Source organism: Clostridioides sp. LIBA-6822 (assembly GCF_056688955.1).
In genome coordinates, this window is the sequence record NZ_CP196995.1 from 3,891,861 (window position 1) to 3,913,259 (window position 21,399).

At 28.4% G+C, this 21,399-nt stretch carries 19 protein-coding genes and 1 riboswitch; of the genes, 3 read left to right on the plus strand and 16 right to left on the minus strand.

All coding sequences use genetic code 11. The annotated features are described in order from the left end of the window. Positions 1–117: 117 nt before the first annotated feature. The 8 genes from ACTG48_RS18350 to ACTG48_RS18385 all read right to left on the minus strand — a co-directional run bounded on the left by ACTG48_RS18350 (position 118) and on the right by ACTG48_RS18385 (position 7,335). Positions 118–702 (minus strand): hypothetical protein, encoded by a 585-nt coding sequence (locus ACTG48_RS18350; protein ID WP_479917628.1) that lies wholly within the window; start codon positions 700–702, stop codon positions 118–120. A 14-nt stretch (positions 703–716) separates the two neighbouring features. Continuing rightward, positions 717–1,160, minus strand: coding sequence for a hypothetical protein (locus ACTG48_RS18355; RefSeq protein ID WP_479917629.1), 444 nt, complete (start codon positions 1,158–1,160; stop codon positions 717–719). Beyond that, complete coding sequence (locus tag ACTG48_RS18360) at positions 1,161–1,883, minus strand: pilus assembly protein PilM (RefSeq protein ID WP_479917630.1); 723 nt, start codon at positions 1,881–1,883, stop codon at positions 1,161–1,163. 188 nt (positions 1,884–2,071) lie between these two features. Further along, positions 2,072–2,422, minus strand: a complete 351-nt coding sequence (locus ACTG48_RS18365) for a type II secretion system protein (RefSeq protein WP_021386197.1) — start codon at positions 2,420–2,422, stop codon at positions 2,072–2,074. A 52-nt stretch (positions 2,423–2,474) separates the two neighbouring features. Next, a complete protein-coding gene (locus ACTG48_RS18370) occupies positions 2,475–3,560 on the minus strand; it encodes a type II secretion system F family protein (protein ID WP_479917631.1) in 1,086 nt (361 codons plus the stop codon). A 171-nt stretch (positions 3,561–3,731) separates the two neighbouring features. Continuing rightward, positions 3,732–5,111 carry a GspE/PulE family protein gene (locus ACTG48_RS18375; RefSeq protein WP_202594873.1) on the minus strand — a complete coding sequence of 460 codons (1,380 nt, stop codon included), beginning with the start codon at positions 5,109–5,111 and terminating at the stop codon, positions 3,732–3,734. After that, the gene (locus tag ACTG48_RS18380; protein ID WP_479917632.1) at positions 5,104–5,784 is read right to left on the minus strand and encodes a DUF881 domain-containing protein; all 681 of its coding nucleotides are present in this window, start codon (positions 5,782–5,784) and stop codon (positions 5,104–5,106) included. Before ACTG48_RS18380 ends, ACTG48_RS18375 begins: the two co-directional genes overlap by 8 nt. 471 nt (positions 5,785–6,255) lie before the next feature. After that, complete coding sequence (locus tag ACTG48_RS18385) at positions 6,256–7,335, minus strand: ATP-binding protein (RefSeq protein WP_479917633.1); 1,080 nt, start codon at positions 7,333–7,335, stop codon at positions 6,256–6,258. Positions 7,336–7,622: 287 nt separating this feature from the next. Beyond that, positions 7,623–7,738: riboswitch (FMN riboswitch) on the plus strand. A 180-nt stretch (positions 7,739–7,918) separates the two neighbouring features. On the opposite strand from ACTG48_RS18385, the gene ACTG48_RS18390 reads away from it, so the two are divergent. After that, positions 7,919–9,289: an MFS transporter gene (locus ACTG48_RS18390; protein ID WP_479917634.1), complete on the plus strand. Its 1,371-nt coding sequence runs from the start codon at positions 7,919–7,921 to the stop codon at positions 9,287–9,289. Positions 9,290–9,555: 266 nt separating this feature from the next. On the opposite strand, the gene yihA is transcribed toward ACTG48_RS18390, so the two are convergent. Then, positions 9,556–10,167, minus strand: a complete 612-nt coding sequence (yihA, locus tag ACTG48_RS18395; protein WP_021386255.1) for a ribosome biogenesis GTP-binding protein YihA/YsxC — start codon at positions 10,165–10,167, stop codon at positions 9,556–9,558. After that, positions 10,157–12,520, minus strand: a complete 2,364-nt coding sequence (gene lon, locus ACTG48_RS18400) for an endopeptidase La (RefSeq protein ID WP_021386266.1) — start codon at positions 12,518–12,520, stop codon at positions 10,157–10,159. Before lon ends, yihA begins: the two co-directional genes overlap by 11 nt. Before the next feature lie 171 nt (positions 12,521–12,691). Here lon and ACTG48_RS18405 point away from each other — a divergent pair, with 171 nt between their 5' ends. Then, positions 12,692–13,204, plus strand: coding sequence for a chromate transporter (locus tag ACTG48_RS18405; RefSeq protein ID WP_021386213.1), 513 nt, complete (start codon positions 12,692–12,694; stop codon positions 13,202–13,204). After that, positions 13,192–13,719, plus strand: a complete 528-nt coding sequence (locus ACTG48_RS18410) for a chromate transporter (protein ID WP_021386259.1) — start codon at positions 13,192–13,194, stop codon at positions 13,717–13,719. The genes ACTG48_RS18405 and ACTG48_RS18410 overlap by 13 nt, the downstream gene beginning before the upstream one ends. A 70-nt stretch (positions 13,720–13,789) precedes the next feature. Here the strand turns inward: ACTG48_RS18410 and clpX are convergent, their stop codons facing one another. The 6 genes from clpX to ligA form a co-directional block, all read right to left on the minus strand. After that, the gene (gene clpX, locus ACTG48_RS18415; RefSeq protein ID WP_021386241.1) at positions 13,790–15,040 is read right to left on the minus strand and encodes an ATP-dependent Clp protease ATP-binding subunit ClpX; all 1,251 of its coding nucleotides are present in this window, start codon (positions 15,038–15,040) and stop codon (positions 13,790–13,792) included. Between the two features lie 18 nt (positions 15,041–15,058). Then, positions 15,059–15,643 (minus strand): ATP-dependent Clp endopeptidase proteolytic subunit ClpP, encoded by a 585-nt coding sequence (gene clpP, locus ACTG48_RS18420; protein WP_021386274.1) that lies wholly within the window; start codon positions 15,641–15,643, stop codon positions 15,059–15,061. Between the two features lie 149 nt (positions 15,644–15,792). Beyond that, positions 15,793–17,079 carry a trigger factor gene (gene tig / locus ACTG48_RS18425; RefSeq protein ID WP_021386237.1) on the minus strand — a complete coding sequence of 429 codons (1,287 nt, stop codon included), beginning with the start codon at positions 17,077–17,079 and terminating at the stop codon, positions 15,793–15,795. 193 nt (positions 17,080–17,272) lie between these two features. Then, on the minus strand, positions 17,273–17,743 hold the full coding sequence (locus tag ACTG48_RS18430; protein ID WP_021386218.1) for a metallophosphoesterase family protein: 471 nt from the start codon (positions 17,741–17,743) through the stop codon (positions 17,273–17,275). Beyond that, positions 17,743–19,092 carry a ribonuclease PH gene (rph, locus tag ACTG48_RS18435; RefSeq protein WP_021386200.1) on the minus strand — a complete coding sequence of 450 codons (1,350 nt, stop codon included), beginning with the start codon at positions 19,090–19,092 and terminating at the stop codon, positions 17,743–17,745. Before rph ends, ACTG48_RS18430 begins: the two co-directional genes overlap by 1 nt. A gap of 158 nt (positions 19,093–19,250) precedes the next feature. Continuing rightward, positions 19,251–21,275 (minus strand): NAD-dependent DNA ligase LigA, encoded by a 2,025-nt coding sequence (ligA, locus tag ACTG48_RS18440; protein ID WP_479917635.1) that lies wholly within the window; start codon positions 21,273–21,275, stop codon positions 19,251–19,253. Positions 21,276–21,399 lie beyond the last annotated feature (124 nt).

Below are 21,399 nucleotides of genomic sequence, written 5' to 3' on the forward strand. Positions count from 1 at the left end.
AGGATTTCGATAAAATCACTAACAATCCCTCTTGTAGAAATGAATTATCGTAAAACTAATTCCTCTATAAAATTTTATTAATTGATAATAGTTTTTTACTTTATCTATTCTTTTTTGTTATGTGACTCTAATTGTCATTTTACATTCAACAATATTGTCTTTTCCTCGTTTATCTCCATTAGAAATATTTTGGATGTCTAAATTACTCGTTTTTAATTTGTTAATTTCTACTTTTTCAAGTTTATTACTTAACTTCAAATTCTTCATTAAACCTTCAAGTTTCAATACATTTTCAAGTTCACCATTGACTTTTATTTCTAAATTAACTTGTTTTTTATTGCTATTATCCAAACCACTCTCTTGATTAATATATTCTATGTTCACTATGTCTCTCAGTTCGTTTTCTACTAATAATACTATATCTTTATTTGTTTTTTTATCTAAAAATGAATTATTAAAATTACTTTTCAATTCTTCATTTCCATTTAATTCAACATTTTCTATATATTTATCATCTTTATAATTATTGTCCTTTATTTGATAATTATCTTGCTTATTTATTTTATTTATTAAATTTTGTTTTTCTTTCTTCAAACTAGTTAAGTTTTTTTCTAGTGGACTTAATACTATATTAGTTGCTAATATAATAATTAATATGAACAATATTTTAAGTAGATTTTTTTCTCTATTATTTAATCTCAAAAATAATCACCCATCTAACTTTTTATTTTAAATTTGTAATATTCTCCATCTCTTACAATGCTGTCTATATGATAATATTTTATGTACTTTATTTTTCTTAGATTATTTAAAACATCTAAATCATTACATACTCCTTCCACTTCCAGTTTATTTTTATCTATGGATATTCTAGTAATATTATTTATTCCAACTGTCTCATATATTTTTTTTATTTCATTAAATTTTATTTTAGAGAATTGCTCTCTATTCTCTTCAGTCATTGGTATAGCCTGTTTTGATTCTTTTATTGACGTATTTTGACTTATGTAATTTTTAAGTTCGCTTATAGAGTTTAAATATATAAACGATTTGAATATAACACACATTAAAATTAAGACTATTATTAGTTTATATACTTTATTAGATGATTTAGTTTCTTTTAATCCATTGAGAAAATTTATAGTTTTACAAGGCTTCATTTAAATAATCATTCCTATACTGCTTATATAATTTATACTGCTACCTTCTAAACCTTTATCATAATTATTTTCTACTTTTACTTTATCTTTTAATTTCAATGGACTTATTTCAATATACCTATCTGTATCTTTAAAGTATTCTTCAACAAAATAATTTTCTATTCCATAGTAATAAATGCACTTAAAACTACTTAATAGCTTCTTTACTGATTCATAGGATTTTATTTCTTTTGATAGTAAGTATGTTTCTTCTATTTTTTTATTTCTTGTTATATTTATAATAAACTGATTTTTTTTACACTCTATAAATACTCCTTCTTCTAAAAAATCTTCTATCAAGTCTAAGTTTATGAGTTTTTGCAGTATATCAAAATTTATATTTATAGCCTTTGGGTTTAAGTTTAGATTTTCTGAAATGCTCTTAATTAATTGAATAATACTTTTTGGAAAAAGAATCACTTGTATATTCAATTTATCATGGCTAGAATTTATAACTTTATATTTTATTGAATAGTTATTTATATTTATTGGAATGTATTGTGTTATTTCAAATTCAATCATATTTAATATATCTCTTTTTTTCTTAGTATCTATAACTTCAATATTCCTAATAACTATATCTTGAATTTGAATATTAAAGTATACATTTTTATATGATATTTTTGTTTTAGCTATCTCCTCTTTTACAAGTCTAACTACATCTTCTACGTATCTAATCCTCACAACCTCATTACTATCATTTTTTATATTAAAGTTAATCTCTTTTGTAAATGACTTATCTATAAAAATTTTTTTATGATTTTTTCTTAAAAATACAATCCTTATATAATCATCATTTATCTCTAAATTTAAAATTTTTTTAATTATAATCCTCTCCTTTAATTAAACTCTAAAATATATAGATATAAATACTACTTTGGATAGAATTGTTTAGAATTTATATTTACACTTATATCTGTACCACTATCATTTATAACAAGTTCAAATTTACCTGATGTACTTTGAGGAACTGGAACAGTATTTAAATATCCTTTTTCCTTTAAAGACTCTACACTTAGAGATTCTGCTATATTTTCATCATCATTAATAGCCATACTAGCTGCGGTTACTATATTTGCAGCATTTGTATAATCTGCATTTAGCTTAGCACTTTCTTGAACCTTGCTGTATTTAACTAATGCTATACTAGATATAACACCTAAAATTGTTACTACTACAATCATTTCAACGAGTGTAAATCCTTTTCGTTTTTTATTTATCAATTAAATATTCTCTCCTTTTAAAAGTTTTCTCTAATAAAATTTATTTTTTATCCTAAAAACTAGTAACTGCATCGAACATTGGAATAACCATCGCCAAAATAAAAATTCCAATAATTAATCCCATAAAAATAATTAAAATAGGTTCTATAAATTTCATTATTTGTTCTATTTTATTATTTAATTCACTTTCATAAAATTTATTTATTACATCTAAACTTTTATCTAATTTTCCACTTTCTTCTCCTGTGTTTGCCATTGAAATAAATAATTTAGGAAAAATATTTGCTAGATTTAAGGACTTACCTATACCATTTCCCTTTTTTATATAATTATTAGAAATCTTTAGTCTTTCACAAATAAATTCATTATCTACAACACTTGCTGACATTTCTATAGCGTCCACAATTTGTATTCCACTACTAATTAAGATAGACAATGCTCTAGAAAATCTAGTTGTAGCTACCAACTGATTAATCCTTCTTATAAAAGGCACCTTAAATTTCAGAGAATTAATCAATCTTTTTATTTTATCATTTGTTATAAAAAAGTAAATAGTTACTATTAAAAATAATATAAAACTGAGCATCAGAAAACCTAGATTATTTGTAACTATTGTAGATATTACTATTAAGGCTCTAGTTATTAAAGGTGGTTCAATTCCATTGCTTGTAAAAACCACCTGAAAATTAGGTATTACAAATACTAATATAAATATCATTGATACGATAGATAATATTATAAGTATTATTGGATAGATTGAAATATTTATTATTTTCATTTTTAATTTGTGTTCTTTATCATAATAATTAGATAAATCATTCATTATTACATCTAGGTTTCCACTAGTTTCTCCTGCTCTTATCATGCTTATAAAAAATTTAGAAAATGTACCTGTTATCTGAAATGATTCTGCTATTGAGTTACCTTTTTGGATGTGATTTGATACTATGTTAAGCAAATTTTTTACCTTTTTACTAGACTGACCCTTAATGACTTCAAATATCTTCGTAATCTCACATCCAGATTCTAGTAATATACCTAGCTCTTTGCAAATTACTCTAACTTCTTTATCACTAATTCTATTTAATACTAAATAAAGCTTTTCTAAATTATAAAATATACTTTTAGATAATCTCATGTACTATAATTCCTTCCAAATTATATTAATTATAATTAAATAAACTTAATATTTTCTAATTTAATACATTTAACTTTTTCTCACTTAAGTATAATTTATACTCAAATACTTTAATTAAAGTAGATTAAATGAAGTCTAACTATTTAAATGAAAGTTAACTATACAATTAAATTAAATCATTTCATTTACTACTAAACATTCTTCTAATGTAGTAATTTTCTCATTTATTAATCTTTTACAACTATCTTCAAATGTTATCATTCCATTTTTTTGTGCAACATCTTTTATAGTACTAGAATCATCCATATTTCTTATACATGTCTTTATATCATCATTGACTTCTAATATTTCATAAATTGCCGTCCTTCCAAAATACCCTTTGTCATTACATCTCTCACAACCTACAGCTACTTTAGTATTTACATCTCCACTAAAATTATCTTTTATCATAATCTCATGACTGCAATGATTACAAACTTTTCTAACCAATTTTTGAGAGATAACACCTATAAGAGATGCATTCAAAAGATATGGTGGTATTTGCATTTCTAATAATCTAGCTATAGAAGACACTGCATCATTAGTGTGTAAAGTACTTATAACTAAATGACCTGTTATAGCTGCTCTTACTGCTATTTTAGCTGTTTCTGCATCTCTTATTTCTCCAACCATTATTATATCTGGGTCTTGTCTTAATATCGCTCTAAGACCCACATCAAAACTTAATCCTACTTTTGAATTCACTTGAATCTGACTTATACCATCCATCTTATACTCTACTGGATTTTCTATGGTCATTATATTTTTCTTTATGCCTTTTAAATCATTTAATAAGGAATATACTGTTGTAGTTTTTCCGCTACCTGTAGGGCCTGTAACTAATAATATCCCTGCTCTTTTATTTATTATATTATTTATAGATTTTATTGCTTCGTCTGAAAATCCAAGTTCTATTTTATCTTTTAAGAAAGTATCTCTATTAAGTATTCTTAAAACAATTTTTTCACCATAGACAGTTGGTATTGATGAAACCCTAATATCAATTAAGTTCCCACCTAACTTTACATCCACTCTACCATCTTGAGGAAGTCTTTTTTCCGTTATATCCATTGAGGCCTTTAATTTTACGACAGTAGATAATGATGGATATATATCAATTAAAAACTTTGATACTTCCTTTAGTTCTCCATCTACCCTCATTCTCACTATTAAATGCTCTTTAAATGGTTCTATATGTATATCACTTGCATTTTCTTTCATAGCCTTTTCTAAAAGATTTTCAAATAGTTTTTTTGCATAATCCTCATCAAGTTCAAAGTTATTGTAATATTTATCAATTTTCTCACTTATAAGTTCTTTTTTCTCTTTTTTCAATATAATTTCTTTCCCTGTAGCTAATCTTAAATCCTGTAGAGCGTATATATCTTCATCTTCTATTTCTACTACTAAATTATCATCTTGAAATTCTACTGGAAATACATTATATTTTTTTGCAAGTTTTTCTGGTATTAACATTGGCAAACTGCTTTCCTCTAATATAATCTTAATCACCCTTTATATACTTTAATTTATTAGGTATATTCATTTTTTTCATAGAGATATTTTCTTCAGCTTTTATACTTACTTTCATTGGATAAGTAGTTTGTATACTATCTAAATATTTACTGCCTTTATCTACATAATTAGATAGTTTATCTTTATCCCCAATGCATTTTATTTCATAAGGTTGTGCTACAGGAACTCCATTTATATTTATGTGGCTTCCTGCAAGTACAACTTCTGAATACTGATTGATTCTTTGACCATTTATTTCTATGTATTTTCCTCCATTTACTTTTAATTCATTTATGACTTTTACAAGTATTTTATTATAGTCTATACTATTGGCTATATTTCCTGTTTTTTCATCTATAGCGTCTATACTTAATATTATTCCGCTACCTTTCACATCTGAATATGATAGGCTATCTCTAAGAGTTTCTATTTCTGAGATTTTTTCAGAATTTTTTTGATTTTTTTTCATTGAATTAATTTCTTCATCTAACTTGTCTTTTTCTTTTGTTAATTCCTTTATAGACTTTCTTGTCAATTTTATTTCTTTTCTTATTGACTTATCTTTACTTGTATAAACTGTTTGTTCATTACTATAATCTCTAAATATGGTTCCAACAAGTATACCTAAAATAGTACTTGCTAGTATTATAAACACATATTGTTTTTTCATACTGTATTGCTCCTTACAAATTTATTTTTATATGATAAGTTTATTTAATTAACCATTTAACATTTACATATGTTTATTATATCAAAGTTATATATTAAAATTCATCTTTAGTATATAATATCATACATTGAACTCCTATCACTAAATTACTAATACCAAGTATATATCCCTAAATCTTATTTACAAAATACGAGAACTTTCAATAAACATTTTTTTGTATTATTATAAAAGCATAACTTTGAAAAGGATATTCCATTATCACACCTTAACTCAAACTAAAGATATTATAGCTAAGTAAGATATTTTTTGTAAAATTATTTCTAGAATATTAATTTTTTATATAAAAATCTCTATTAATTAATAATTATTTCTTAATTGTATCAAAAACGGCAAACTGGCATAGCTTCAAAGCTACGCCAGTTTACTAAAAATCATATTTTATAATTAATATCTAATTTAATATATATGTTCTTATACATTTTTCTCATATTTTAAAATTCTTTTAACTAGTTTGTCTCTTAACTTTCCAACTTCATCGAATCTCATGTTAGGAATATAGTAACTTTCTATAATATCATGCTTAGACTTAGCTCTCTTAAGATTTAACACTGCCCAACAAATTAAATCATCCAAAACTTTTTCATCAAATTTAATGTCTTCTTCATATTTAAGTAATTTTTCCCTATTTAAAAATTGATTTAAATTAATTGTCTCCTCTTCTTTAAAAGTTGTGCTTATAGTTATACCTATATCTAAGTCAGTTAATAATACAGTCTCAATTTTCTCAGGAATAAGTGGATAATGATAAACTTCTACATTTAAACCTTTTTCAATAGCTTTTTTATACACTTTATTTAATAGTGTAGTTTTCCCAGTTCCTATTTCTCCATCTAAATAATACACCTTATTTACATCTTTTAAAATGTTTTCTGTATAATCTAAACATCCTACAGGAGTTATGGCTGAACCAAATAAATGTTTTGCTTTTTTTAAATTTCCTGTGCTCTCAACTCCATCAAACAATTTTTTAATAAGTTCTTCTGTAACTAAATTCACTTTACCATAATCCATACAGTCAGAATACTTTTCCTCTATATCTCTAAAGATTGGTTCTGATGCTTTTAAAAATTTAAATGCTCTTTTAAATGCATTACTAATATCTTTATCGTATCCTGATATTTCTTGTCTGTTTTTTTCTAACTCTTCTGTATTCCAGTAATCACCTAAATTAATTATCTCGTCCAAAGCTCCTGGTAGCTTTGGGTCCATAGTGTGTGGAGCAGTTGCATCCATAAGTACCACGCCTAATTCCTTTATAACTACACCGTCCAATGAACTTGGGTCAGAAGGACAGTTATATAATTCGATATCATATCCTCTATTTAAAAATTCTTTATAAATTTTTTTCATAAGTGAGGATTTTCCTACTCCAGGTCCACCTTTTAAACAAAAAACTCTTTTTACATTTTCAGGAATTATATATTCAAAAAAAGAATATGAGCCTTGTGATGTGTTCCCACCTGGAAATGCCTTCTTTACCTTTCCTTCCATATTAGCGCCTCCTCATAATTTACAATATCTCTTAATTAAGATATTAATATTATACGAGTTTTGTTACAGCTTTATGCTTTTGATAAATCTAAAACTTATCATTCAATACCAATAACAAATTAATTTTATCTAATTATAGTAGATTTCCATACTATGTGATTTAACTTTTATATACTTTTATGTATGAATATAATTTCACTCTTTATACAGTAATATAGTTGTGTATTGTTTAAATCCAATTGTTTCCGTTGTAATTTTATGTTAAAATAATATTACAAAATACATCTGTTTTTCTTCAGAAACGGGTGAAATTCCCTATCGGCGGTAAAAGCCCGCGAGCCTTATGGCATAATTTGGTCAGATTCCAAAGCCGACAGTAAAATCTGGATGGTAGAAGAAAATAGTATATGAGTACCTTTATGTAATTTTGCATGAGTAATCTATACAACTCCTTCAACTACCGTATTTATTCATGAAATTAAACACATTCGAGGTACCTAAGATGTAGGTGCTTTTTTGTTGTTTATTTATATAACCATTCTGTACTTATAAAATCTATTATATAAAAGATTGGAGTGTTATCATGAAACAAAAATGGATAGTATTAATTATCATCTGTATTGGTGTATTTATGTCTACTCTTGATGGAAGTATACTAAATATCGCAAATCCTACAATCGCTACTGACTTTAAAATTAACATGTCACAAATTCAGTGGGTTGTAACAGCTTATATGCTTGTCGTAACAGCTACTATGTTATTTTTTGGAAAACTCGGTGATAAAGTAGGCTCAAATCGACTATACACGTTAGGATTTTTTGTATTCACAATAGGTTCTTTTCTGTGTAGTATATCACACAATTTATCAACATTAATTTCCTCAAGAATATTTCAAGCAGTTGGAGCAAGTATTTTAATGGCAACTGGACTTGGCATAGTTTCTAATGCATTTCCAGCAAATGAAAAAGGAAAGGCTATAGGAATCACTGGAGCTGTAGTTGGTATAGGAAATATGAGTGGTCCCGTAATTGGAGGGATACTTTTAGAACATTTCGGATGGCCTTCTATTTTTATTATCAATATACCTATTGGCATTGTAGCAGTCTTTCTTGGAATTAAATTTCTTCCTAGACCTGTTTTAGATGAACAAAATAATAGCTTTGATATTCCAGGTCTTCTACTATTTGCAACTTGTACTACACTTATATTACTTGCGATGAATGGAAAGGGAGATACAAGATTGTATCTAGGAATAGCATCACTTATAATATTCTTACTGTTGGCATTAAGAGAAGTAAAATTTGAACAAAGTTTTATTGACTTACCTCTATTTAAAAATAGAAATTTCACTGTAGGTAACATTATCGGAATAGCTTGTTATTTTCCTCAAATGGCAGTGTCTTTCCTACTTCCGTTTTATTTAGAGCAATTAAAAAATTTATCTCCTATGATGGCTGGTTCTGTAATGACTGTACATCCACTTATTATGGTACTTATAGCTCCTATTGCAGGTTCTCTTTCTGATAAACATGGTGCAAAGAATATTTTAACAGCATCTTTTTCATTTATGACTATTTCCCTTGTTGGAATGGCACTTTTAAAGGCAGATTCACCATTGTTCCTTCTAATTGCATGTTTAGTTATTTTTGGACTTGGACTAGGTGCTTTTAGTTCACCAAACAATAGTAGTATCCTTGCAGATGTCCCTCCACAAAAACAGGGATATGGAGGTAGCTTTCTTGCAACTGTTCGTAATTTATCATTTGCTCTTGGAACAGCATTTTTTAGTAGTTTCTTTGCACAAAGCCTTACATATAATCAAAATTTTAAAAGCCATACATCAGCTTATGTCACAGCTAGTAATCAATCTTATTGGATTGCAGCAGCAGTATGCTTTATAGGACTTATACTAACTATTTTCTTTATGAGAAAAACAGATAAATCTATTTCTTAAATAAAATTTATTGGTTATTTCATTAGTGAATAAATTTTTAAATATACTAATCTACATTAATTTATAGTAGTTTTGCTAAGTTTTATAATTTTTAACAATAAATTGCTAATATTTATTGCTTATAAACAACAAGGATGCCAAAAAATGACCATTAAAACCATTTTGAGGCATCCTATATTTTATTTTGATATTAATACAATTAAAACTAATCTAATCTTATATAGATTATCTAAACAAGTATTATGCCAACATTTGATATTTTAAATTTAATCTACTGTTATCTCATATCCATGTTGATTGTATTGATTTACAATTTCTTCCCATAGTTCTTCAACACCAGTCTTTTTTAATGAAGAAACAGGAATTACTTTTTCACTACTTTCCAGTTGTAATTTTTTTCTTATTATACTTATATGTTTTTGATATTGCCCTCTAGATATTTTATCTGCCTTAGTTGCAATAACTACACAGTTGTATCCAAAGTGTTTTATCCATTCATACATAAGCTTATCATCTGCTGTAGGCTCATGTCTAATATCTACAAGTAGAAGTATAGAACATAATTCTTGTCTACTTTCTAGATATCTTTCCATTATACCTCCCCATTTTTCTTTTTCAGACTTAGCTATCTTTGCATATCCATAGCCCGGAAGGTCCACAAAATAAAACTCATTATTTATTAGGTAAAAGTTTATAGTTCTAGTTTTTCCTGGTGTTTGACTAGTTCTAGCAAAGTTTCTTCTATTAAGCAATGTATTTATTATTGATGATTTTCCAACATTTGACCTACCAGCTAATGCTATCTCTGGAATTCCTTCTGCCGGATACTGTGATTTATTCACAGCACTCATAGTTATCTCTGAACTTCTAATTTTCATTCTTCTCACCACTCTTTAATAAAGCTTGTTCCAATACTTCATCCATGTGTTCTACGAGTACAAACTCCATTTTTTCTTTTACATTTTCTGGTATTTCATCTAAGTCAGCTTCACATTCTTTAGGAATTAAGACTTTTGTTATGCCAGCTCTGTGAGCTGCTAATAATTTTTCTTTAACTCCTCCTACTGCTAGCACTCTACCTCTTAAAGTTATCTCTCCTGTCATAGCTATATTGCCTGGAACAGGTCTTTTAGTAAGTGCTGAAATCACTGCAAGAGCCATAGTTATACCAGCTGATGGCCCATCTTTTGGAACAGCACCTTCTGGAATGTGTATATGGATATCATTTGTCTTATAAAAGTCTGGGTCTATATCAAACTTGTCCACTATTGACCTTATATAAGAGATACCTGTCTTAGCAGATTCCTTCATAACATCCCCTAGTTTTCCAGTTAATACAATTTCTCCTTTACCTTTAAGTACATTTACTTCTACTTCAAGTGTAACTCCACCAACTGCTGTCCATGCAAGACCATTTACTAGTCCTATTTGAGGATTAACTTCTGCAAGTTGATACTTAAAGATGTCCTTTCCAAGATATGTCTCCAAATCAGACTTATTTACAACAACTTCTTCAAGAGTTGGGTCTTCAACATATTTTTTTGCAACTTTTCTACAAATTTTACCAATAGTTCTCTCTAGTGTTCTCACACCAGCTTCTCTTGTATAATGATTTATTATGCTTCTTAAAGTCTCATCATCCATTTTTATGAAGTTTTCTTTTAAAGCATGTTCTTTAATTTGTTTTGGAAGTAAGTATTTTTTTGCTATATTTAGTTTTTCTTCTTCTATATATCCAGATACTTCTATTACTTCCATTCTATCTAATAATGGTCTTGGTATATTACCTAAACTGTTTGCTGTTGTAACAAATAGTATTTTTGATAAATCAAAAGGTATTTCTAAGTAGTGGTCTACAAAATCCTTATTTTGCTCTGGGTCTAATACTTCTAGCATTGCTGAAGCTGGGTCACCTTTATAATCTGCTGCCATTTTATCTATCTCATCAAATAAAAATACAGGATTTTTTGTTTGTGCTTCTTTTACTCCATTGATTATTCTTCCTGGAATTGAACCTACATACGTTCTTCTATGACCTCTTATTTCTGCTTCATCTCTAACTCCACCTAAAGATATTCTTACAAACTTTCTATTCAATGCTCTAGCTATTGATTTTACTATAGATGTCTTTCCTGTTCCTGGAGGACCAACTAAACATATTATAGGACCTTTAAGTGATTTAGCAAGTGTTCTTATAGCTAGGTATTCTAATATTCTTTCTTTTACTTTCTCTAAGCCATAATGGTCTTCATCTAATATAGCATTTGCCTTATTTATATCCAGTTTATCTTTTGTCTCTTTATTCCATGGCAATGAAAAGATAGTATCCAAGTAGTTTCTACTTACAGATACATCTGGAGACATTGAAGATATCTTTGAAAATTTATCTATTTCTTTTTCTATCTTTTCCTTAGTTGTTTTAGGTGCTTTTATTTTCTTAAGCTTTTCTCTATATTCATCAGCTTCAGAATTTATATCTTCTTCTTCACCTAATTCTTTTTGTATTGCTTTTAATTGTTCTCTAAGATAATATTCTTTTTGAACTTTATTCATCTGTTTTTTAACTCTTAAAGTTATCTTTTTTTCTATTTTTAATATATCTATCTCTTCTAATAATATAGAATATATAAGTTCAAGTCTTTTCTTAATATCAAATTCTTCTAATATTTCTTGTTTTTGACTTGACTTTAGATATATATTTGCAGCTATTGTATCTATAAATCTATCGACATCTTCTATATCAGCCAAAGATATTAATATTTCTGGTGATACTCTGTTTCCAATATTTATATACTCTTCAAAGGCATCAAATACATTTCTTACAAATGCTTCAATTTCAACTTCTGTCTCACTATCTAGATTATCACTATCAAAAACTATTTCTTCTATTACTGCTTTGAAGTACCCTTCTTCTTGTTCTATTTGCTTTACTCTACCTCTTGATACACCTTCAACTAAAACACGAACTGTATCTCCTGGTAATTTTATCATTTGTTTAACTTTACAGATTGTTCCTACATGATAAAAATCATCTTCTCCTGGCTCATCGACTTCAGCTTCTTTTTGAGATGTTAAAAATATAAGTTCTTCCTCCATCATAGCTTGGTCTAAAGCCTTAAGAGATATCTCTCTTCCTATGTCAAAATTTAATATCATATATGGAAATATTGCTAATCCTCTTAGAGGAATTAATGGTAATTCATGATCTATTTTAGTATAATTTTGTTCCATCAACATTACTCCTTTTCTAGTCTAATTATTTTGCTTTTAATATTATATATTCGAATAGGTTAACTTTCAACATTAATGATAAATTCTTAGCATATTATATTATTATTTTATTATGATATAATATTAATATTAGTATACTTAGATGTTATTTATCTTTTGGAGGTTTCTATTATGTTGAAATTGTTTTTAACCTTTTTAAAAATCGGTGCGTTTACATTTGGTGGTGGATACGCTATGGTTCCTCTTATACAAGATGAACTTGTAAACAAACAAAAACTTTTAGAGCAGGAAGAATTTATTGATTTTCTATCCATAGCTCAAAGTTACCCTGGAGTGCTGGCAGTTAATATATCTGTATTATTAGGATATAAACTTTATGGTATACCAGGAGTTCTTATATGTACCTTAGGCTCTGCTTTACCATCATTTTGTATAGTCTTAGTTTTATCATATCTATATTTTAAAAATTCATCATCTAAAATTTTAGATGGATTTTTCAAGGGAGTTGCCCCTGTTGTAATAGCTCTTATATTGTATTCTTTTACGAGCATGTTTAAGAAACTGCCAAAGTCTAGAACTAACATACTACTATTAATTATAGCAGTTTTATCTGTTGGTGTATTCAATATAAGCCCTATTTATTTAATAATTGGAGGAGGTGTATATAGTCTATGTCAGAAATAACACTACTCTTCTTAATATTCCTTAAAATAGGAGCCTTTAGTTTTGGTGGTGGGTATGCTATGCTACCATTTATTCAACAAGAATTTATATCTAAATACCACCTAATAACTAATCAAGAATTCTTAGATTTACTTGCTATATCACAATCTACACCAGGTCCTGTAGCAATAAATAGTGCTACATTCGTAGGATTTAAGACTGCAGGTTTCTTTGGTTCTCTATCTGCAACTATTGGTGTAACGATTTTTGCGTTAATAGGTCTAACTATTATATCAAAGTTATTTTCTAAGTTCAAAAACAATAAAAAAGTAGAAAACTTATTGATGGTTCTTAGACCAATTACTTTGGGATTCATATTATCAGCAGCTTTTTCATCTGCCAAAGAGGTTAATTGGGACTTATATGGAATAATTGCATTTATAGCTTCATTTTATCTTTTATATAAAGGAAAAATTGGTTCTATTGCAATTGTATTCGTCTTTGGTATTCTAGGTATATTACTCTCATTTTTATAATGTAATATCTAGTTTTATATTAAGCATATTAACATAAAAAAAGGAGCCTTTAAAGCTCCTTTTCATCATCTTATGCACTTTCCTCTTGATCCTTAAGTACTATGATAGGATTTACTGAGTCTTCGTTCACAGATTTCTCTGTTACTATAACCTTCTTTATATTATCTCTAGATGGTACTTCAAACATAGTCTCCATCATTACGCTTTCAACTATACTTCTAAGCCCTCTAGCTCCTGTATTTCTTTCTATAGCCTTTTTAGCTATTGCACGAAGCGCACCATCTTCAAATTCTAGCTCAACATCATCCAACTCTAATAGTTTTTTATATTGTTTTACTAGAGCATTTTTAGGTTCTTGTAATATCTGCATTAATGCATCTTCATCCAGCAATTCTAAAGTAGCTAAAACTGGTATTCTTCCTATAAATTCAGGTATTATACCATATTTTAATAAATCCTCTGGAAGTACTTTTTCATATAACTTCCCTAAATCTAATTCTTTTTTACTTTCTATCTTAGCTCCAAAACCTAGTGTTTTATCTCCACCACGTTTTTGGATTATTTTTTCTAATCCATCAAAAGCTCCTCCTAATATAAATAATACATTAGTAGTATCTATCTTTAGGAATTCTTGATGAGGATGTTTTCTTCCGCCTTGTGGTGGAACATTTGCAACAGTACCTTCTAATATTTTTAGAAGGGCTTGTTGAACACCTTCACCACTTACATCTCTAGTTATAGATGGATTTTCAGATTTTCTTGCAATCTTATCTATCTCATCTATATATATTATACCTCTTTCAGCTTTTTCTATATCAAAATCAGCAGCTTGAATAAGTTTTAGAAGTATATTTTCAACATCTTCTCCAACATATCCAGCTTCAGTCAATGATGTAGCATCAGCCATTGCAAAAGGTACATTAAGAGTTCTTGCTAGAGTTTGAGCAAGTAATGTTTTTCCAGAACCAGTAGGTCCTAATAAAAGTATATTACTCTTTTGAATTTCTATATCCTTGTTACTAGATTTTTTACTGTATATTCTCTTGTAATGATTATAAACTGCAACGGATAAAGCTTTTTTAGCTTTTTCTTGACCTATTACATAATCATTTAGAATTTCCATCATTTCCTTTGGCTTTGGTAATGATGTAGTATCTTCATCTATAGTATCTTCTATCTCTTCTTGAATAATTTCGTCACAAAGTTCAACACACTCGTCACAAATGTATACATTTGGACCTGCAATTAATCTTCTTACTTGATCTTGATTTTTACCGCAGAATGAACACTTTAATTGTCGTTTTTCTTCATATTTAGACATATTAACACCTCTCTCTATCTACGGTCTCTTTGTAAATACTTCATCTATTAAACCATATTCTTTGGCTTCTATTGCACTCATGAAGTTATCACGTTCAGTATCCATTTTTATTTTCTCTAATGGCTGACCAGTTCTTTCAGATAATATCTCATTTAGAGTTTCTTTTATTTTTAAAATTCTTTTTGCATGAATTTCTATATCTGTTGCTTGACCTTGAGCTCCACCTAATGGCTGATGTATCATTATTTCACTATTTGGTAGTGCTAGTCTTTTTCCTTTTGCTCCTGCTGCCAACAAGAATGCTCCCATAGAAGCAGCCATACCTATACATATAGTGCTTACATCTGGTTTGATGTATTGCATAGTATCATATATAGCCATTCCAGAAGTTATACTTCCTCCTGGAGAATTTATATATAAATGTATATCTTTGTCTGGGTCTTCAGCTTCTAAAAATAATAGCTGTGCTACTATAAGCCCTGCTGTGGCATCGTTAACTTGATCTCCTAAGAAGATTATTCTGTCTTTTAATAGTCTAGAAAAAATATCATATGATCTTTCTCCTCTTCCTGTTTGTTCAACAACTACAGGTACTAATGCCATGGTTTCATACCCCCTTTATTCTATATAATTTACAGTAGCTTTTTTTGAGCTACTGTAAATTATTATACGCATTTAACTAAATTATATTTGCACATCATTATATACTAAACATTCTATAACGTCAACTATATTAGTTAGCGTTTATTTTATTAAGCTATTGTTGCATTCTCAACTAATAAATCTATTGTTTTTCTTATCTTTATTTGTCCTTTTATATCTTCTTTATCAGCATCTCTTAAAGAAGCTTCTATTTTGTCTATTTCCATATTGTAAGCAGAAGCCATTTTTTCTAACTCAGCTTTAAATTCTTCTTCTGTTGATTCAATTCCTTCAGCTTTAGTTATTGCTTCCAATACTAGAGAAGATTTAACTAATTTTTTAGCATCTTCTTTTCTCTCTTCTCTTAATTCTTCCATAGTTCTACCAGTCATCTCTAATAATTGTTGTAATCCAAATCCTTGATATTGTAATTGATAGTTAAGTTCGTTTAACATATTATCTATTTGATGTTGTACCATAACTTCTGGTATTTCTATTTCTGTATTTTCAGCAACTTTTTCTACTACTGAATTTCTAGTTTCTGCATCTGCTCTATTTTTAGCTTCTTCTTCTAATTTAGCTCTTACATCTGCTTTTAATTCATCTAAAGTATCGAATTCACTAGTATCTTTAGCAAATTCATCATCTAATGCAGATAATTCTTTTACTTTTACATCATTTATTTTCACATTAAATACAACTGGTTTTCCAGCTAAATCTTGTGAGTGGTATTCTTCTGGGAAAGTAACATTAACTTCTACTTCTTCACCAGCTTTTTTACCTACTAATTGTTCTTCAAATCCTGGTATAAATGTGTTTGAACCTATAACTAAGTTATAATTTTCACCTTTACCACCTTCGAAAGCTACACCATTCTCAAATCCTTCAAAGTCTATTATAGCTGTGTCTCCATCTTCTAAAGCTTTATCTTCTACACTTACTAATCTAGCATTTTTTTCAACCATTTCTTGTAGTTTAGCTTCAACATTTTCGTCACTTACAGTATTCTCAACCTTAGCTATTTCTATACCCTTGTAGTTTCCTAATTCAAACTCTGGTTTAACTTCTACATTAAGAACCATAACTAATCCATTATCTTTGCTTATTTCTTCTATATCTAAATCTGGATTGTCTATTGGGTCTATATCTAATTCCTTGATAGCTTCTGGATAAACTTCTGGGAATAATATTTCTATAGCATCATTATAGAATATGCCTTTTCCGTATTGAGTCTCTATAACAATTCTTGGAGCTTTACCTTTTCTAAATCCAGGTATATTATATTTATTTCTGCTTTTATTATAAGCCTTATTTACTGCTGCTTCAAATTTATTGTTATCTACTGTTATTTTTAAAGTAACTTTATTACCCTCTTTTTTAATTAGTTCTGCTTTCATCCTTCTAATCCTCCTAGTGATATTTATGTAATACCCGATAATGGTATCATAATTCATTCTATTTATAATTCAACCACTTAATTATATCACATAAGTTTTTTTATTTACAAGTGTTCCATTAATATCGTTGTACTTATTTGATAAAATTTAATTTTTTGAGCGTTTTTTGCCGTTTTTTTGGATAAACACACCTTTATATGCGTATTTCTTCAATATTTATGTCATCACCTTCTATGTCCATAATAACAAAACTTTTATACGATACTCCTCTTGGAAGTGAAGTACTTCCAGGATTTATGTAAAGCACATCATCTTTAACTTCTCTAAACGGAGTATGGGTATGACCAAATATAACTATATCAGCTCCAACTTCAGTTGCCTTGTTTTCTAACATCTGTGTTCCATATTTTACACCATACTTATCTCCATGGCATAAAAATATAGTTTTATTTGCCACTTCAAAGACAACTTCTTCCTCAACAGCATCAAAATCACAATTACCTTTAACTGCAATAATTCCCACATTAGTCATACTATGAATATATCTTGAGTCTGTAAAGTTGTCTCCTGCATGAATTATTAGGTCACATTCTTTCAAATATGGTATTGTTTTTTCCATATTTTTAATCATCATATGTGTGTCACTTACTATGCCTATCTTCATTACTTCACTACCCTTTTCATAAACTCTTGTTTCATAAGTTTTAGTGCATTTGCTCTGTGGCTGATTGAATTTTTTATAACACTAGGTATTTCACCAAAAGTTTTATTATATCCTTTTACTATAAATAAGCTATCATATCCAAAGCCATTTTTACCCTTTTCTTCAAAACCTATTATTCCTTCACAGATTCCTCTTACTACAAATTCTTTTCCATCTGGGAAAACTACTGCAATTGCAGAAACGAATCTTGCATTTCTTTTACTAATTGGTACATTTTGCATAGCTTTTAATAGCTTTTCTCTATTTTCTTCATCTGTTGCATGTTCTCCTGCATATCTAGCTGAATAAACACCAGGTTTTTTTCCTAAAGCATCTACTTCTAGACCTGAATCGTCTGATATGGCTATAAGTTTAGTTTTTTTAGCTATTGTTCTAGCTTTTATTAAGGCATTATGCTCAAATGTTTTTCCATCCTCAACTATCTCTATACCTGCTAGGTCAACATCTTTTAAAGAATATACTTTATATTCAAAGTCTTTTAAGATTTCGCCTATTTCTTCTAACTTATGAGCATTATTAGTAGCAATTACTACTTCATTACCGTACTCCATACCTAATATCTCATCTGCTATTTCACCTAAAGCTTCTCTTTGAAACCTTATTAATTCTTTATTCCCTTTTTCTCCTAACTCTAACAATAAATTTAAATCTTTTCTTGAAAAAGGCTTCTCTTCTCCAGTCCCCTGTACTTCTACAAACTCACACTTATCAGTCATTATTATATTCATATCTACCTGTGCTTTAGAATCTTCTTCATAACATAAATCTATCATATGTGTTTCATTTACTATACCAACACTAATTGCTGATACAAAGTTTGTTATTGGCATTTCTTTTATTGTCTTTGCTTTATATAATTTATATATTGCTTCTGCAACTGCTACAAATGCTCCTGTTATAGACGCTGTTCTAGTTCCACCATCAGCTTGTATAACATCACAATCTACCCATATAGTTCTTTCACCTAATTTATTCAAATCTACAACAGACCTTATTGCTCTTCCTATTAGTCTCTGTATCTCTTGTGTTCTTCCGTCGATTTTCCCCCTAGATGCATCCCTTATCTTTCTTTGTTGTGTTGCTCTTGGCAACATAGAGTATTCAGCATTTATCCACCCAGTACCACTATTTCTTAAAAAGGGAGGTACTTTATCTTCTACTGATGCAGTACATATAACCTTTGTCTCTCCCATTTCTATAAGAACAGAACCTTCTGCATACTTTGTATAATTTCTGCTTATCTTTACAGGTCTTATCTGGTCATTACTTCTATCATAACTTCTGGTCATTTTTTATATCCTTTCTTATATTTTTTATATTTTATAAAATTATTTTTATAATTTTTAGTTTCGTCAAATATTAATTTTTGTCTTTTTCACAGTCTTATTAGCTTACTGAACTATTCTATCATTAATTATAGTAGTTTTCTAGTAAATTAAACGACTTTTTAGCCCTCTAATACAGCTTTTACTTCATCTTTCGATGATAAATTCAATAATTCTAAAAACATCTCTTCGTCTATAACTTTAATACCTAAATCATTTGCTTTAGTAAGTTTAGAACCAGCTTCCTCTCCTGCCAAAACAAATGTTGTCGATTTACTTACACTAGATGTAGCTTTTCCACCTCTTTTTTCTATCATTTCTTTTGCATCATTCCTTTTTAATGTAGGAAGTGTCCCAGTCAAGACTATTTTCATTCCCTCAAATATTTTTTCTACCTTTTCTCCTGTACTGTCTGATGATTTTGTATTTACTCCTACACTTTTCAACTTGTTTATAACATTTATATTTTTCTCTTCCTTAAAAAACTCGACAACGCTGTTTGCCATTATACTTCCGAATTCCTCTAATTCTTCCAGTTGCTCACTTGTTGCAGAAATTACATCATCTAAGTCGTTAAAGTTAGATGCAAGTATCTTAGCTGCTTTAACTCCTATAAATTTAATACCTAATCCATTTATAAGTCTCCATAAATCATTTTCTTTTGATTTTTCAATTGAATTAATTAAATTATCAGCAGACTTTTCACCCATTCTTTCTAGGTCTACTACATCTTCCTTTTTTATATAATATAAATCAGATACATCTTGAATTATTTTTTCATTTAATAACAACGTAATTATAGATTCTCCTAAGCCATCTATATTCATTGCATCTCTTGATACAAAGTGTATAATTCCCCTTCTTATTTGTGCTGGACAAGACATATTTATACACTTTACAGCAGCCTCTCCTTCTAATCTTACCGTTGGCTCTGAACATACAGGGCATTTTTCTGGCATCTTAAAATCAATTTCATCTCCAGTACGTTCTTCATTTATAACTTCTAAAACTTGAGGTATTATATCTCCTGCTTTTTGAACTAATACTGTATCATTTATCTTTATGTCTTTTTCTCTTATATAATCTTCGTTGTGAAGTGTAGCTCTACTCACAGTAGTACCTGCAAGTCTAACTGGTTCAAGTATTGCTGAAGGTGTTATTGTACCAGTTCTACCAACTTCCACTATTATATCTATTATTTTAGTTTTTTTCTTTTCTGCTGGAAACTTATATGCAATTGCCCATCTAGGGCTTTTTGCTGTATATCCCATTTCTTCTCTCTGTTTTATATCGTTTACTTTTATTACCATACCATCTATCTCATATTCCAAATTGCCTCTATTTTCCGTCCAGTACTCAATATGTTCAATAACTTCATCTATGCTTTTACAAACTTTATAACTCTGACTTACTGAAAATCCTAGTTTTTCTAAATACTCTAGTGATTCACTGTGACTTTTTAAATCGTACGCTTCTATATTTTCCATATTAAATATAAATATATCTAATGGTCTCTTTGCAGTTAATTTTGGGTCTAATTGTCTTAATGAGCCTGCTGCAAGATTTCTTGGATTAGCAAATAATGGCTGTTCTTGTTCTTCTTGTTGCTCATTTACTTTTCTAAAATTATCTTTTGATATATATACTTCTCCTCTAACTATCAGTTCTTTTTTGTCGTTTATTTTAAGAGGTATACTTTTTACTGTCATTAAATTATGAGAAATATCTTCTCCTACAATTCCATCTCCTCTAGTTGCTCCTTTTTCGAACTCTCCATTATTATAAGTAAGACCTACAGAAAGACCATCTATTTTAAACTCAACAACATATTCAACATTATCTCCTACATATTCTTGAACCCTCTTGTCAAAATCTCTTAAGTCTTGTTCTGAGAAAGCATTCGATAGACTTAACATAGGAGTTTTATGTACAATTTGATTGAATTTGTCTAATGGCTTACCTCCTACCCTATTTGTTGGGGAATCAATTCTCTTTAGCTCTGGATTTTCTTCTTCTAAAGAAATTAACTCCTTCATTAATTTATCATATTCATAGTCTGATATTTCTGGGCTATCTTGATTATAATACCTTTCATTATGGTAGTTTATTTTTTCTATAAGTTTATTAATTTCATCTTTAACACTCACTTTTTGCACCTCTTTATATTTTTTAAATTATTTTTAAATTTCCTTATAATTGATTATTTCCTATTTATACATTTTTTAGTATATCACTTTTTTGACTTTAAATTTATTACAAAAAAAACTCTTA